Below are 13,598 nucleotides of genomic sequence, written 5' to 3'. Positions count from 1 at the left end.
TTGCCGGGCCGGGGTGCCGGGCCGGGGTGCCGGGCCGGGGTGCCGGGCCGGGGTGCCGGGCCGGGGTGCCGGGCCGGGGTGCCGGGCCGGGGTGCCGCTGCGCGCGTCCGGGGCCCCCGGGCCCTGCGCCTCAATCGCCGGCGGGGCTGGATTGGCTGCTGTCCGTCGTCCGGTGCGGCGCCGTTCCGGGGGCTCCGCCCCCGCGCCCCCGCGCCTCGAACGCCGGCGAGGCTGGGTGTGCCGGGCCGGGGGCTTCGATCGTGCGGGTCGGTCCGCGGGGGCCCTCCGGGGCGACTCCTCGTCGTCGCGCCTGCGGCCGCGGCGCGACGGGGAGGGTGGTTGCGCGCTCCTCCTGCGGGGACGCCCCTGCGTGCCCCCGCTCCCCCCGCACCGGGAGGGCGCGGCCGGGGTGGGGACCAGGGCTCAGCGGTCTTGCCGCGGCCGCAGGGCGCGACGACGAGGAGTCACTCCGGAGGGGCCCCGCCCCAACTGGCCGGTCCCGCCCGGGGACACCCCCCAGCCCCGCCGGCGTTCGAGGCGCGGGGGCGCGCGGGCGGAGCCCCCGGAACGGCGGGCGTCAGGCCGTCGCGGTGGCGGCGGCGCGGCCCGCCGCGCGGCCGGAGAAGAGGCAGCCGCCCAGGAACGTGCCCTCCAGCGCCCGGTAGCCGTGCACGCCGCCCCCGCCGAAGCCGGCCGCCTCGCCCGCCGCGTAGACGCCGGGGAGCGGTTCGCCCGACGGGGTCAGGACGCGCGAGGAGAGGTCCGTCTGGAGGCCGCCCAGGGACTTGCGGGTCAGGATCGAGAGCCGTACCGCGATCAGCGGCCCGGCCTTGGGGTCCAGGATCCGGTGCGGTGCGGCCGTGCGGATCAGCTTGTCCCCGAGGTACTTGCGCGCCCCGTGGATCGACATCACCTGCAGGTCCTTGGTGAAGGGGTTGGCGATCTCCCGGTCGCGCGCCACGATCTGGTCGCGGACGACGGCCTCGTCGAGCAGGTCCTCCTTCGTCACCGCGTTCATGCCGCGCACCAGCGCGGACAGGTCCCGCTCCACGACGAAGTCGGCGCCGTTGTCCATGAAGGCCTTGACCGGGCCCGGCACGGCCTGCCGGGCCCGGTCGATGACGTCGCGGACCGACCTGCCCGTCAGGTCGGGGTTCTGTTCGGAGCCGGAGAGGCCGAACTCCTTGCCGATGATGCGCTGGTTGAGGACGAACCAGGTGTGGTCGTGGCCGGTCCTCATGATGTGGTCGAGGGTGCCGAGGGTGTCGAAGCCCGGGAAGAGCGGTACGGGCAGCCGCCTGCCCGTCGCGTCCAACCACAGGGAGGACGGGCCGGGCAGGATGCGGATGCCGTGCCGCGCCCAGATCGGGTTCCAGTTCTCGATGCCCTCCGTGTAGTGCCACATCCGGTCCTTGTTGACGTGGCTCGCGCCCGCCGCCTCCGCGATGCCCAGCATCAGGCCGTCCACGTGCGCCGGGACCCCGGAGAGCATCCGGGCCGGAGGGGTGCCGAGCCGGGCGGGCCACTGCGCGCGGACGAGGTCGTGGTTGCCGCCGATGCCGCCGCTGGTCACGATCACGGCCTGGGCCCGCAGGGAGAAGGTCCCGGCGGTCTCGCGGCTGCTGGCGGTGCCCCGTACGGCGGCCGAGGGCTCCAGGATCTCGCCCGTCACGGTGTCCACCGCGCCGGCGGTCCGGGACAGGCCGGTGACGCGGTGGCGGAACTTCAGCCGGACCAGGCCGCGGGCCACCCCGGCCCTGACCCGTCGCTCGAACGGTTCGACCAGGCCGGGGCCGGTGCCCCAGGTGATGTGGAAGCGGGGGACGGAGTTCCCGTGGCCGTTGGCGTCGTAGCCGCCGCGTTCCGCCCAGCCGACGACGGGGAAGAAGCGGACTCCCTGCGCGTGCAGCCAGGACCGCTTCTCGCCGGCCGCGAAGTCCACGTACGCCTCCGCCCAGCGGCGGGCCCAGACGTCCTCCTCGCGGTCGAAGCCGGCGGTGCCCATCCAGTCCTGGAGGGCGAGATCGCGGTTGTCCTTGATCCGCATCCGGCGCTGTTCGGGCGAGTCCACGAAGAACAGCCCTCCGAAGGACCAGTGCGCCTGGCCCCCCATGGACTGCTCCGGCTCCTGGTCGAGCAGGATGACCTTGCGGCCCGCGTCGACGAGCTCCGCGGTCGCCGCGAGGCCCGCGAGCCCGGCTCCGATCACGATCACGTCTGCGTCGTACGTCATGCGTGCACCCGTCCCCAGTCCTGACGTCGATGGTGGGGCAGATCCTTGGCTACGGAGCGGTAACCAGTCAACAGCGGTGATTGGATGACCCCTGTGAGCGCAGCGGATGAGGTACTGGACGTGGTGGACCGCGACGACCGGGTCGTCGGGCAGGCCAGGCGGGGCGAGGTGTACGCGGAGGGGCTGATCCACCGCTGCGTGTTCGTGCTGGCCAAGGACGCGCGGGGGCGGATCTTCGTGCACCGGCGGACCGCGTCGAAGCTGGTCTTCCCCTCGCACTACGACATGTTCGTGGGCGGGGTGCTGGGCGCCGGCGAGAGCTACGCGCAGGCCGCGCTGCGCGAGGCCGAGGAGGAGCTCGGCGTGAGCGGCCTGCCGCAGCCGGAGCCGCTGTTCAAGTTCCTGTACGAGGGCCCGGGCGGGTCCTGGTGGTCGTACGTGCACGAGGTGCGGTGCGAGGGGCCCGTGCGGCCGCAGGAGTCCGAGGTCGCGTGGCACGCCTTCCTGACGGAGGAGGAGCTCGCCGGGCGGGTCGCCGGGGGCGAGTGGCCCTGGGTACCGGACGGGCTGGAGGCGCACCGCAGGCTGGAGGAGTACCGGCGGCGCGAGGCGTAGCGCGCCCCGTACGGCCCGTACATTGGGCGGGTGATCGACTTCGTCAAGGACGTGCGCCTGTGGTTCGCACCCTCGAAGCTGAGGGACGAGGGCGAGACCCCCGACTACCGCTTCTCGCTGGCCAACGAACGGACCTTCCTGGCCTGGATCCGCACTGCCCTGGCCCTGGTCGGCGGCGGTTTCGCGGTCGACCAGTTCCTGCCGGACCTGCGGTGGGGGGTGCGCGTCGGGATGGCGTTCGCCCTGCTCGCGGTGGGCGCGGCCTGCGCCCTGCGGGCGGTGAACCACTGGATGCGGTGCGAGCGGGCGATGCGGCGCGGTGACGACCTGCCGCTGTCCCGGTTCCCGGTGGTGCTGAGCCTGGGAGTGGGGCTGGTGGCGCTGGCGATGATGGTGGTCGTGCTGCTGGGCTGGACCAAGCGGTGACCGGGTGAGCGGCGGGTACGGCGAGGGGCACGACCCGGGCCTGCAGCCGGAGCGGACCCGGCTCGCCTGGCGGCGTACGACGCTGGCCTCCTCCGTCGTGGCGGTGCTCGCCGTGCGCCAGGCCCTGCGCGGGACCGGGAGACCGGTGGAGCTGGCCGGGGTGTCGGTGATCGCGCTCGTGTGGCTGCTGTTCCTGTGGGTGGCGCACCGGCGCATCCGGGCGCTGGCGACGGACCGGCCGCGGACCCTCGCGCCGCGGGCCGCGGTGGCGGCGGCCGCGTGCACGGTGGCGCTCGCCCTGTTCGCGATGACCGTGATCATCTGACCCTTCCGTCGGATGATCGGGGTTCCTCGCACCATCGCGACACATCGGGTGTTACGGGATGATGCCGGACGATCCCCACTAGCCTCGGCGCCATGACGACCCTGCACCAGGAACACGCCACCCATGAGCACGCGCACGGCGCCGGCTGCGGCCACCGGGCGGTCCGGCACGGCGACCACGTCGACTACGCGCACGACGGACACCTGCACCGGGAGCACTCCGGCCACTGGGACGAGTGCGAGACCTCGGGCCACACCGCCCACGAGGGACACGACCACGCCCACGGCGCGGACTGCGGGCACGAGTCGGTGCGGCACGGGGACCACGTCGACTACCTGCACGACGGCCATCGCCACGCCGAGCACGACGGGCACTACGACGACCACTGACCCACCCGCCCTCCCCGGGCGCGGGGGCGGCTGGCAGGATGCGAGGCGCCTGTCAACGCGACCCGGGGAGACCGCAGATGACCGCCGACGCTCCGTACCTCGTCCAGCCCGCGCCGGGGGTGTACGCCTACGTGCAGCCGGACGGCGGCTGGTGCCTCAACAACGCCGGCTTCGTGAGCGACGGGGGCCGCACGCTCCTCGTCGACACGGCCGCCACCGAGCGGCGGGCGCTCGCCCTGCGCGAGGCGATCGTCTCGGCCGGGGTGCCGCTGCCCCGCACGGTGGTCAACACCCACCACCACGGCGACCACACCTACGGCAACAGCCTGTTCGCGCCCGAGGCGCTGATACTCGGGCACGAGAACGCGCGGGCGGAGCAGCTCGCCGCCGGTCACCAGCTGGAGATGATCTGGCCCGCGACGGACTTCGGCGCGATAGAGATCACCGCGCCCGACCTGACGTACGGCGACCGGACGACCCTGCACCTCGGCGACACGGAGGTCCGGGTGGTCCACCCCGGCGTCGCGCACACCACCGGGGACTCGATCGTGTGGCTGCCCCGGCAGCGGGTGGTGTTCACCGGGGACCTGGTCTTCGCCGAGGGCACCCCGTTCCTGGCGATGGGCTCGCTGGCCGGTTCGCTGCGGGCGCTGGAGCTGCTGCGCTCCCTGGACGCGGAGACGGTCGTGCCGGGGCACGGCCCGCTGACCGACCCGTCGGCCTACGACTCCACCGAGCGCTATCTGCGGTACGTGGCCGAACTCGCCCGCGAGGGCCGGGACAAGGGGCTCACCCCGCTGGAGGTCGCACGGCAGGCCGACCTCGGCGAGTTCGCCGCCTGGCGGGAGAGCGAGCGGCTGGTGGCGAACCTGCACCGGGCGTACGCGGAACTGGCCGGGGAGCCGGAGGGGGTCCCGCTGGACATCCTGGCGGTGCTGCGGGACATGACGGTGATGAACGGCGGGACGCCGATCCTCTGCCACGCCTGATCGGCGGGAGCGGGGCGGGGTTCTTTCGGCCCGCGCTCTGGACGACATACCGACTGGTCGGCATGATGGCCACGACACCCGTCGCCGACTCCGCACGGAGGTGCGCAGCATGACGTCAGCATCGGCCTCAGCGCCAGCCGATCCGCGAGGCCTGGATCTGGAGCGGCTGCGCGGTCATCTCGACCGGGCGCGGCCCGGCCTCGTGGCCGGGGCGCTGCGCGGCCGGCTGATCGAGGGCGGCCGCTCGAACCTCACGTACGAGGTCACCGACGGGAGCACCCGCTGGGTGGTGCGCCGGCCCCCGCTCGGCCACGTACTGGCCACCGCGCACGACATGCGGCGCGAGCACCGGGTGATCGCGGCGCTGCACGGAACGGCGGTCCCGGTGCCGGAGCCGCTGCTGCTGTGCGAGGACGAGTCCGTGCTGGGCGCGCCGTTCTACGTGATGGAGTACGTGGAGGGGGTGCCGTACCGGACGGCCGGGCAGCTCGCCGCGATCGGGCCGGAGCGCACGCGCCGCGCGGTGCTGGGCCTGGTCGACACCCTGGTCGAACTGCACGCCGTGGATCCCGAGGCGGTGGGTCTGGGCGACTTCGGCCGCCCGGAGGGTTTCCTCGACCGCCAGCTGCGCCGCTGGGGCAAGCAGCTCGCGGCCTCGCGGGGGCGTGAGCTCGCCGGGATCGACGAGCTGCACGGCTCGCTGGGGCGGGCACTGCCCGACTCCCCCGCGCCGACCGTGGTGCACGGCGACTTCCGGCTGGACAACGTACTGATCGGTGGTCCCCAGGACACGATCCGGGCGGTGCTGGACTGGGAGATGTCCACGCTGGGCGATCCGCTGACCGACCTCGGGCTGCTGGTGATGTACAGCTCGGACCTGGGCCTGACCGAGTCGCCGGTCAGTACGACGAGCGGGGCGCCGGGGCATCCGACGCCCGCCGAGCTGATCGAGCGGTACGCCGCCCGCTCCGGCCGGGACACCGGCGCCATCGCCTGGTACACGGCCTTCGCCTGGTTCAAGCTCGCGGTGATCCTCGAAGGCATCCACTACCGCTACACGCTCGGGCAGACCGTCGGGGCGGGCTTCGACCGGATCGGCGAGCTGGTGCCGGTCTTCATCGAGCACGGACTGACCACCCTCCACGAACCGCAGCAAGGCTGAGGAGCCGATCAGCATGGACTTCGCATTCGACGCCCGGACCGAGGAACTCCGCGGGCGGCTGCTCGCGTTCATGGAGGAGTACGTCTACCCGGCGGAGCCCGTCGCCGCCGAGCAGCGCGCGCGGCTGGCCTCGCCCTGGGACACCCCGGCCGTGTTCGGTGAACTGAAGGCCGAGGCGCGCCGTCAGGGCCTGTGGAACCTCTTCTTGCCGGACGGCGAGTACGGGGCGGGGCTGACCAACCTCCAGTACGCCCCCCTGGCCGAGATCACCGGCCGCAGCCCGCACCTGGCGCCGATGGCGACCAACTGCGCGGCGCCGGACACCGGGAACATGGAGCTGCTCGCGCAGTTCGGCGACGAGGAGCAGAAGAAGCAGTGGCTGGAGCCGCTGCTGGCCGGGGAGATCCGGTCGGCGTTCGCGATGACCGAGCCCGAGGTGGCGTCGTCGGACGCGACGAACATCGAGACGCGGATCGAGCGGTCGGCGGACGGGTCCGAGTACGTGGTCACCGGGCGCAAGTGGTTCATCTCCGGTGCCATGAACCCGGACTGCAGGATCTTCATCGTGATGGGCAAGACCGATCCGGAGGGCGCCGATCCGCGCCGCCAGCAGTCCATGATCCTGGTCCCGCGCGACACTCCGGGGGTGGAGGTGCGGCGCGCGATGACGGTCTACGGGTACGAGGACCACGACCACGGCGGTCACGCGGAGGTGGTCTTCGACGGGGTCCGGGTCCCGGCGGCGAACCTGATCGGCGAGGAGGGCACCGGCTTCGCCATCGCCCAGGCGCGGCTGGGCCCGGGCCGCATCCACCACTGCATGCGGCTGATCGGCATGGCGGAGCGGGCCATCGACCTGATGTGCCGGCGCGCGGTGGGGCGTACGGCCTTCGGGAAGCCGCTGGCCGAGCAGGGCGTCGTCCAGAACTGGATCGCCGACGCCCGGGTGACGGTGGAGCAGCTGCGGCTGCTGGTGCTGAAGACGGCCTGGCTGATGGACACGGCCGGGAACCGGGGCGCGCACACGGAGATCCAGGCCATCAAGATCGCGACGCCCCGGGCGGTGGTGCGGATCCTGGACGACGCGGTGCAGCTGCACGGCGCGGGCGGGGTGAGCCAGGACTTCCCGCTGGCCGAACTGTGGGCGGCGGCGCGGACGCTGCGGCTGGCGGACGGTCCGGACGAGGTCCACCAGCGGTCGCTGGCGCGACGGGAGCTGAAGAGGTACGCCGCCCGCTCCTGAACGTGTGGGAATCGTGCGGGAGTTCGTGCGAACCCATGTGCGACGTGAAGGCGGTGCGGGGAGTCCTTTGAGAAACCTTGTTGAACGACCCCGAACCGCCGGTACGTTCTTGATTTGCGCCTGTCAATCGGAACAGGGTTCTCCAGAAGGTTTGACGCCCCACACGTCAGCATGAGGAGAACTCTCCGGATGGCAACTCACAAGCGCTCGCGCACTTTCCGGTACGCGGCGATCGGCACGGGAGCCGCCGCGGCGGCCGCCGCGGCCCTGATCGCCAGCCCCTTAGCCGGGGCGGCGACACCGGCCGAGGGAACGGTGTACGGACTGGGCGCACCCGGTGCGATCAGCGGCAGCTACGTCGTCATACTCGACGCATCCGCGAACAAGGAAGAGCTGGCCAAGAAGTACGGCGGCGAGCTGAAGCGCACCTACAGCTCGGGGGTGAACGGCTTCTCGGCCGCGGGCCTGAGCGAGACCGAGGCCAAGCGGCTCGCCGCGGACCCGGCCGTCGGCAAGGTCGTGCAGAACAAGAAGTTCACCATCAACGCCACGCAGAACAACCCGCCTTCATGGGGTCTGGACCGGATCGACCAGAGCGCCAAGGCGGGCGACAAGAAGTACAGCTACCCCGACAGCGCCGGCGAGGGCGTGACGGCGTACGTCATCGACACCGGCATCCGCACGACCCACAAGGACTTCGGCGGCCGCGCCACGTCCGGCTTCGACGCGGTGGACAACGACGACAAGGCCGATGACGGCAACGGCCACGGCACGCACGTCGCGGGCACCATAGCGGGGACCTCGCACGGCGTCGCCAAGAAGGCGAAGCTGGTCGCGGTGCGGGTGCTGGACGACAACGGCTCGGGCACGACCGAGCAGGTGGTCGCCGGGATCGACTGGGTCACCCAGCACCACTCGGGGCCCTCGGTGGCCAACATGAGCCTGGGCGGCGGCGCCGACGAGGCGCTCGACGAGGCGGTGCGCCGGGCCATCGCCTCCGGCGTCACCTTCGGGGTGGCGGCGGGCAACGAGTCGGCCGACGCCGGGCAGGGCTCGCCCTCGCGGGTCCCGGAGGCGATCACGGTGGCGTCGAGCACCATCGACGACCAGCAGTCCTCGTTCTCCAACTTCGGCTCGGTGGTGGACCTGTACGCGCCGGGTTCGGACATCACGTCCGCCTGGAACGACAGCGACACCGGTACGAAGACCATCTCGGGCACCTCGATGGCCACCCCGCACGTGGTGGGAGCCGCCGCGGTCTACCTGGCCGGGCACCCGAAGGCGACCCCGGCCCAGACGGCCGCGGCGCTGACGGCCGCGGCCACGAGCGGCGCGGTGACCAATCCTTCGGCGGGCACGGCGAACAAGCTCCTGAAGGTCGCCCCGTAGGGATCCGGTGATCCGGTGACCCGGTTTCCGGGCACGGCACTAGGGACGCAGCGCGCGCAGCAGCAGGTCGGCGAGGTGATCGGCGACCTGCTGCGGCGTGAGCGGGCCGTCCGCCCGGTACCAGGTGGACAGGTGGTGCACGGACCCGAAGTGGTAGTCGACCACCAGGTCCGCGGGCGTGGCGGTGGAGAACACGCCCGTGCGCTGCCCCTCCTCGATCAGCGCGCGGAACCGCTCGTGGTAGCGCCGCCGCTCGGCCCGCACCTGCTTGAACTTCTCCGGGCTGAGCTGGTGCATCGACCGGAAGAAGATCATCGCGTCGTCGAGGTTCTCGATCGTGGTGACCACCACGTCCGCGGCCGCCGCCCGCAGCCGCTCCTCGACGGGCGCGTCGGATCCGGCCACCGCGTCCAGCCGCTGCTGCTGCAGGCGCAGCATCCGCGCGTACACCTCGTGCAGCAGGTCGTCCTTGGACCCGAAGTAGTGGTAGAGGGCGCCCTTGGTGACCCCGGCGGCCTCGACGATCTCCTGGACCGAGGTGCGGTCGTAGCCGCGCTCGGCGAACAGCCGTGTGGCGACGGCCAGCAGCCGCTGCGGTACCGGCGCTTCATGCGTGCCCTCGGGCTCCGTCGTCTTGGCAGCCGCCATGGCGCTGACCTTCCCTTCGCAGTCCTTCGTACGACCGTCCGACTCTTTTCAGCCGCGGTCGCGCAGTTCCCGTCGCAGGATCTTGCCACTGGTCGTCTTCGGAAGGACAGGCAGGATCTCCACCTGGCGCGGGTACTTGTACGCGGCCAGGCGCTCGGCGCAGTGGGCGGCGAGTTCCTCCGGTCCGGCCGAGGCTCCCGGGCGCAGGCTGACGTACGCCTTGACGCTCTCCCCGCGGTACGGGTCCGGGACGCCCACCACGGCCGCCTCGCGGACCGCGGGATGTGCGTAGAGCACGTCCTCGACCTCGCGCGGCCACACCTTGAAGCCGGAGGCGTTGATCATGTCCTTCTTGCGGTCGACGACGTAGAGCCAGCCGTCCGCGTCCATGAAGCCGACGTCCCCGGTGCGCAGTTCGCCGCCGGGGAAGGCCTCCGCGGTCTCGGCGGGCAGGCCCCAGTAGCCGGCCACGACCTGGGGGCCGCGGACCGCGATCTCCCCGGTCTCACCGAAGGGGACCTCCGCGCCCTGCTCGTCCAGGACGCGGACGACGGTGTCCGCTCCGGGCAGGCCCACGGAGAGGGTGCCGGAGGCCGGGTCGACGGGGGCTTCGAGGTGCACGGGCACGGAGGCGGAGGCGGCGGTGGTCTCGGTGAGGCCGTAGCCGTTGCGGAGGTAGAACCCGAAGGCGGCGCGCAGGCGGTCGACGAGCGCGGGCGGGAGGGGTGCACCGCCGGAGGAGATCACCTGGAAGGAGGAGAAGTGGTCCCGGGTCACGGCGGGGTGGGCGGCGAGGGCCATGAAGGCGGTCGCGGGGCCGACGGTGTAGGCGGGGCGGTGTTCGAGGAAGGCGTCGAGGACGGCCCCCGCCTCGAAGCGGTGGGCGAGGACGAGGGTGCCGGCGTTGACGAAGCAGGCGGAGAGCTCGCAGACCATGCCTGTGATGTGGAAGAGCGGGGCGAGGGCGAAGTAGACGGCGCCCTCGGGGAGGGGATGGCCGGCGACCTGGCGGGCGGCGTTGTGGATGAGCGCGCCGTGCGGGTTCATCGCACCCTTGGGCGTGCCGCTGGTGCCGGAGGTGTAGCCGATGAGGGCGATGTCGGCGGCGGTCGGCGACGGGCCGCCGGGCCCGGGGTGGCCCTGCCGTGCCACGGCGAACAGGTCCAGCACCACCGTCGGCGGAGCCGCGTCCCGCCCCGCGGGCGGCTGCGGCGCCCCGCGTACCGCCGACGGCGGAGCAGGGCTCGGCCCCGCAGGCGTCCGAGGCGCGCGGGGCCGGGGTTCGGGACGGGGCCCCGGGTCGGTGGGGACCGCGCCGGCGCCGGAGGCGGGAACGGTGGAGGGGCGGGTCGGGGAAGGGTCCGCGCGGCCGACAACGGCGGCGGGGCCGGGGAGGACCGGTGGTCCCGGCGGCTCGGGGCAGCGCGGAGCCGGGACGGCCGGGCCGGACAGACCCGACGGCCCTGCGGAGCGGGAAGCCGGGGCCGCGGCCGTGGACGGGCTGGGCAGGACCCCCGTGCCCGACGGCCCTGCGGAGCGGGAAGCCGGGGCGGGGAAGACCCGGGGGTCGTTCCGGGTCTGGAAGTCCGTGTCCCGCGCGGTCAGGGCGACCCGCACGGACGTGCCCCGCACGGTCTCCCCCACGTACGCCTCCCACGCACCCTCTTCGCAGACGACCGCCGCCGCACCGGAGTCGCGCAGGACGTGCGCCAGCTCGCCGGACTTGTACATCGGGTTGAGCGGGACGACCACCGCCCCCGCCTTCCAGGCGGCGAGCACGGCCAGCACGAAGTGCGGGGTGTTCTGGAGCATGACCGCGACCCGGTCCCCCCGCCGTACGCCCTCCGCCGCGAGGCGGCCGGCGATCGAGTCGGAGAGCGCGTCGGCCTGCGCGTAGCCGATCCGGCCGTCGAAGTAGGCCAGCGCGGTGCGCTCGGGGGCGCGGGCGACGGCTTCCCGGAAGGCGTGCAGCACGGTGGGCGGCGGCGCGAGGGGCGCGCGCTGCGCGGGGCTGAGCAGGCCGAGCCACGGCTTGGCCGCGTAAGCGGAGCCGGAGCCGGAGCCCGAGCCGGATTTCATCGGGCTTCCCAAGTGCGCTGGAGGCGGTTCATCCCGCTCAGCCAGCGGTCCGGGTCGGTGGCCCGGGCCGCGTAGAAGTCCGCCACCTCGGCGTGCGGGAGGATCAAGAACCGGCCCTTCTCCATGCCGTCGAACAATGCGTCAGCGACCGCGTCCGGCTCGATCGCGGTCGGCGCGAGGACGAGTTCGCCCGCCGAGCCCGCGGCGGTCAGCATGTCGGTGCGCACCCCTTGCGGGCAGATGGCGTGGACCTGGACACCGCGGTGCCGGTAGGTCAGCGAGAGCCATTCGGCGAAGGCGAGCGCACCGTGCTTGGTGACACTGTACGGGGCCGCTCCGATCATGGTCAGCAGCCCTGCGGCCGAGACGGTGGAGACGAAGCGGCCGCTCCCCCGCTCCAGCCACTGGGGCAGCAGCAGCCGGGCCGCGCGGACGTGTGCCATGACGTTGACGTCCCAGGCCGCCTCCCACACGGCCTCGTCGGCGAACGCGTCGCCGCCTGAGGCGAGTCCGGCGTTGGCGCAGTAGACGTCGACGGTCCCGCCGAGCGCCTCCCGGGCCTCGGCCACGATCGCCGAGGCGTCGCCGGGTACCGCGATCGCCCGGGCGCCGATCTCCCCCGCCACCGCGGCGGCCTTGGCGGGGTCGAGGTCGTTGACCACCACCGTGGCGCCCTCGGCCGCGAAGCGGTGGGCGAGGGCGGCGCCGATGCCGCCGCCCGCGCCGGTGACGACGACTCGCTGGTCCTGGTACGCGCTCACGGGATCACCCTTCGGGGACGGACGCCGACTGCCGACGCCGGGCAGACTAACCGGTCGGTATGTCGTGGCGGAAGAGGGCCGACGCCTAGCGTGACGGGATGAGTCTGTCGCGACGGGGGCTGCTGGGACTGGCGGGGGCGGTCGGGGCCGCGGGGGCGGTCGGGGCGGCCGCCCCCCGTGCGGAGCGCGTGCGCACCGGGTTCGAACGGCTCGCCGCGGACGGGTACGGGCTGCTGGCCGGCCAGAAGGTGGGGGTGGTCACCAACCCCACGGGGATCACCGCCGACGCCCGTCACCTGGTCGACGTGCTGCACGCGGAGGAGGCGGTGGACCTGGTCGCGGTGTTCGGGCCCGAGCACGGGTTCCGCGGCACGGCCCAGGCGGGCGGTTCGGAGGGGGCCGGGCGCGATCCGGCGACCGGGCTGCCCGTGTACGACACGTACGACAAGAGCGGGGAGCGGCTCGCCGAGGTGTTCAGGACGGCCGGGGTGGACACCGTCGTCTTCGACGTCCAGGACGTCGGGGCGCGCTTCTACACCTACATCTGGACCCTGTACGACTGCATGCGCGCGGCCGCCCTCGCGGGCAAGGCGATGGTGGTGCTGGACCGGCCCAATCCGGTGGGCGGCCGGCGTGCGGCGGGGCCCGTGCTGGAGCGCGCGCACGCGAGTTTCGTGGGCCGGGAGCCGATCGCGCTCGCGCACGGGATGACGGTGGCCGAGCTGGCGCTGCTCTTCAACGGCGAGTTCCTGCGCGGTGATCCGGTCAGGCTGCGGACGGTGGCGATGTCCGGGTGGCACCGGGGTTCTTTCTTCGGCGGGACGGGGCTGCCCTGGGTGCCGCCGAGCCCGAACATGCCGACCCCGGACACCGCCCTCGCGTACGCCGGCACGTGCCTGTTCGAAGGGACGAACCTCTCCGAGGGGCGCGGGACGACGACGCCGTTCGAGGTGGTGGGCGCGGAGGGGATCGACCGGCGGTGGGCGGAGGCGGCGAACGCGCTCGGGCTGCCGGGCGTGTGGTTCCGGGAGGCGTACTTCACCCCGTCCTTCTCCAAGCACGCGGGCAGGACGTGCGGCGGGGTCCGGCTCATCGTGCACGACCGGGAGGCCTTCGACCCCGTCCGGGCCGGGATCGGGCTGCTGGTGACCGCGCGCCGGGCGTGGAGCGGCTTCGGCTGGCGCGCGGACCACTGGATCGACAAGCTGACCGGCACGGACCGGGTGCGGACGATGGTGGACGCGGGGGCCGGGGTGGAGGAGATCGCGGCCGACTGGGCGGCGGGGCTGGCCCGGTTCGAGGCGGTGCGCGGGAAGTACCTGCTCTACGGCTGATCCGG

Annotated in this window: 13 protein-coding genes; 9 read left to right on the top strand and 4 right to left on the bottom strand. The window is 73.4% G+C overall.

The window, feature by feature from the left end:
* Window positions 1-577 precede the first annotated feature (577 nt).
* A complete protein-coding gene (locus tag ACZ6Y1_RS27795) occupies window positions 578-2,233 on the bottom strand; it encodes an FAD-binding dehydrogenase (RefSeq protein ID WP_469635506.1) in 1,656 nt (551 codons plus the stop codon).
* 84 nt (window positions 2,234-2,317) lie between these two features.
* Between ACZ6Y1_RS27795 and ACZ6Y1_RS27790 the strand changes: the two genes are divergently transcribed.
* From ACZ6Y1_RS27790 to ACZ6Y1_RS27755, 8 genes are all read left to right on the top strand, one after another.
* Complete coding sequence (locus ACZ6Y1_RS27790) at window positions 2,318-2,848, top strand: NUDIX hydrolase (RefSeq protein ID WP_469635505.1); 531 nt, start codon at window positions 2,318-2,320, stop codon at window positions 2,846-2,848.
* A 30-nt stretch (window positions 2,849-2,878) separates the two neighbouring features.
* Window positions 2,879-3,274 carry a YidH family protein gene (locus ACZ6Y1_RS27785; RefSeq protein ID WP_469635502.1) on the top strand — a complete coding sequence of 132 codons (396 nt, stop codon included), beginning with the start codon at window positions 2,879-2,881 and terminating at the stop codon, window positions 3,272-3,274.
* Between the two features lie 4 nt (window positions 3,275-3,278).
* Window positions 3,279-3,599: a DUF202 domain-containing protein gene (locus ACZ6Y1_RS27780; RefSeq protein ID WP_469635500.1), complete on the top strand. Its 321-nt coding sequence runs from the start codon at window positions 3,279-3,281 to the stop codon at window positions 3,597-3,599.
* 92 nt (window positions 3,600-3,691) lie between these two features.
* Window positions 3,692-3,988, top strand: a complete 297-nt coding sequence (locus ACZ6Y1_RS27775; RefSeq protein WP_469635497.1) for a hypothetical protein — start codon at window positions 3,692-3,694, stop codon at window positions 3,986-3,988.
* Between the two features lie 77 nt (window positions 3,989-4,065).
* Window positions 4,066-4,977 (top strand): MBL fold metallo-hydrolase, encoded by a 912-nt coding sequence (locus tag ACZ6Y1_RS27770; protein ID WP_469635494.1) that lies wholly within the window; start codon window positions 4,066-4,068, stop codon window positions 4,975-4,977.
* Window positions 4,978-5,086: 109 nt separating this feature from the next.
* Window positions 5,087-6,139 carry a phosphotransferase family protein gene (locus ACZ6Y1_RS27765; RefSeq protein WP_469635491.1) on the top strand — a complete coding sequence of 351 codons (1,053 nt, stop codon included), beginning with the start codon at window positions 5,087-5,089 and terminating at the stop codon, window positions 6,137-6,139.
* A gap of 13 nt (window positions 6,140-6,152) precedes the next feature.
* Entirely contained in the window at window positions 6,153-7,382 is a 1,230-nt protein-coding gene (locus ACZ6Y1_RS27760) for an acyl-CoA dehydrogenase family protein (RefSeq protein ID WP_469635488.1), read from the top strand.
* Window positions 7,383-7,571: 189 nt separating this feature from the next.
* Window positions 7,572-8,771, top strand: coding sequence for a S8 family peptidase (locus ACZ6Y1_RS27755; RefSeq protein ID WP_469635486.1), 1,200 nt, complete (start codon window positions 7,572-7,574; stop codon window positions 8,769-8,771).
* Between the two features lie 39 nt (window positions 8,772-8,810).
* Here ACZ6Y1_RS27755 and ACZ6Y1_RS27750 read toward each other — a convergent pair whose 3' ends face one another.
* Genes ACZ6Y1_RS27750 through ACZ6Y1_RS27740 form a run of 3 tightly spaced genes read right to left on the bottom strand, consistent with a single transcriptional unit; the run spans window position 8,811 to window position 12,259 of the window.
* Window positions 8,811-9,419: a TetR/AcrR family transcriptional regulator gene (locus ACZ6Y1_RS27750; RefSeq protein ID WP_469635483.1), complete on the bottom strand. Its 609-nt coding sequence runs from the start codon at window positions 9,417-9,419 to the stop codon at window positions 8,811-8,813.
* 48 nt (window positions 9,420-9,467) lie between these two features.
* Window positions 9,468-11,498 carry an AMP-binding protein gene (locus ACZ6Y1_RS27745; RefSeq protein ID WP_469635480.1) on the bottom strand — a complete coding sequence of 677 codons (2,031 nt, stop codon included), beginning with the start codon at window positions 11,496-11,498 and terminating at the stop codon, window positions 9,468-9,470.
* Window positions 11,495-12,259: an SDR family oxidoreductase gene (locus tag ACZ6Y1_RS27740; protein ID WP_469635474.1), complete on the bottom strand. Its 765-nt coding sequence runs from the start codon at window positions 12,257-12,259 to the stop codon at window positions 11,495-11,497. Before ACZ6Y1_RS27740 ends, ACZ6Y1_RS27745 begins: the two co-directional genes overlap by 4 nt.
* 98 nt (window positions 12,260-12,357) lie before the next feature.
* Here ACZ6Y1_RS27740 and ACZ6Y1_RS27735 point away from each other — a divergent pair, with 98 nt between their 5' ends.
* Window positions 12,358-13,593 carry an exo-beta-N-acetylmuramidase NamZ family protein gene (locus tag ACZ6Y1_RS27735; RefSeq protein ID WP_469635471.1) on the top strand — a complete coding sequence of 412 codons (1,236 nt, stop codon included), beginning with the start codon at window positions 12,358-12,360 and terminating at the stop codon, window positions 13,591-13,593.
* Window positions 13,594-13,598 lie beyond the last annotated feature (5 nt).

Source organism: Streptomyces sp. NPDC053432, assembly GCF_055585365.1.
Note: the sequence above shows the minus strand (reverse complement) of the source record. Positions and strands in the feature narration are given on the sequence as shown.

Bases quoted from the DNA above. Each gene is read 5' to 3' on its own strand.
- ACZ6Y1_RS27755 (WP_469635486.1), top strand. From the start codon at position 7,572: ATGGCAACTCACAAGCGCTCGCGCACTTTCCGGTACGCGGCGATCGGC.
- ACZ6Y1_RS27765 (WP_469635491.1), top strand. From the start codon at position 5,087: ATGACGTCAGCATCGGCCTCAGCGCCAGCCGATCCGCGAGGCCTGGAT.
- ACZ6Y1_RS27790 (WP_469635505.1), top strand. From the start codon at position 2,318: ATGACCCCTGTGAGCGCAGCGGATGAGGTACTGGACGTGGTGGACCGC.
- ACZ6Y1_RS27760 (WP_469635488.1), top strand. From the start codon at position 6,153: ATGGACTTCGCATTCGACGCCCGGACCGAGGAACTCCGCGGGCGGCTG.
- ACZ6Y1_RS27770 (WP_469635494.1), top strand. From the start codon at position 4,066: ATGACCGCCGACGCTCCGTACCTCGTCCAGCCCGCGCCGGGGGTGTAC.
- ACZ6Y1_RS27735 (WP_469635471.1), top strand. From the start codon at position 12,358: ATGAGTCTGTCGCGACGGGGGCTGCTGGGACTGGCGGGGGCGGTCGGG.
- ACZ6Y1_RS27745 (WP_469635480.1), bottom strand. From the start codon at position 11,498: ATGAAATCCGGCTCGGGCTCCGGCTCCGGCTCCGCTTACGCGGCCAAG.
- ACZ6Y1_RS27775 (WP_469635497.1), top strand. From the start codon at position 3,692: ATGACGACCCTGCACCAGGAACACGCCACCCATGAGCACGCGCACGGC.
- ACZ6Y1_RS27795 (WP_469635506.1), bottom strand. From the start codon at position 2,233: ATGACGTACGACGCAGACGTGATCGTGATCGGAGCCGGGCTCGCGGGC.
- ACZ6Y1_RS27750 (WP_469635483.1), bottom strand. From the start codon at position 9,419: ATGGCGGCTGCCAAGACGACGGAGCCCGAGGGCACGCATGAAGCGCCG.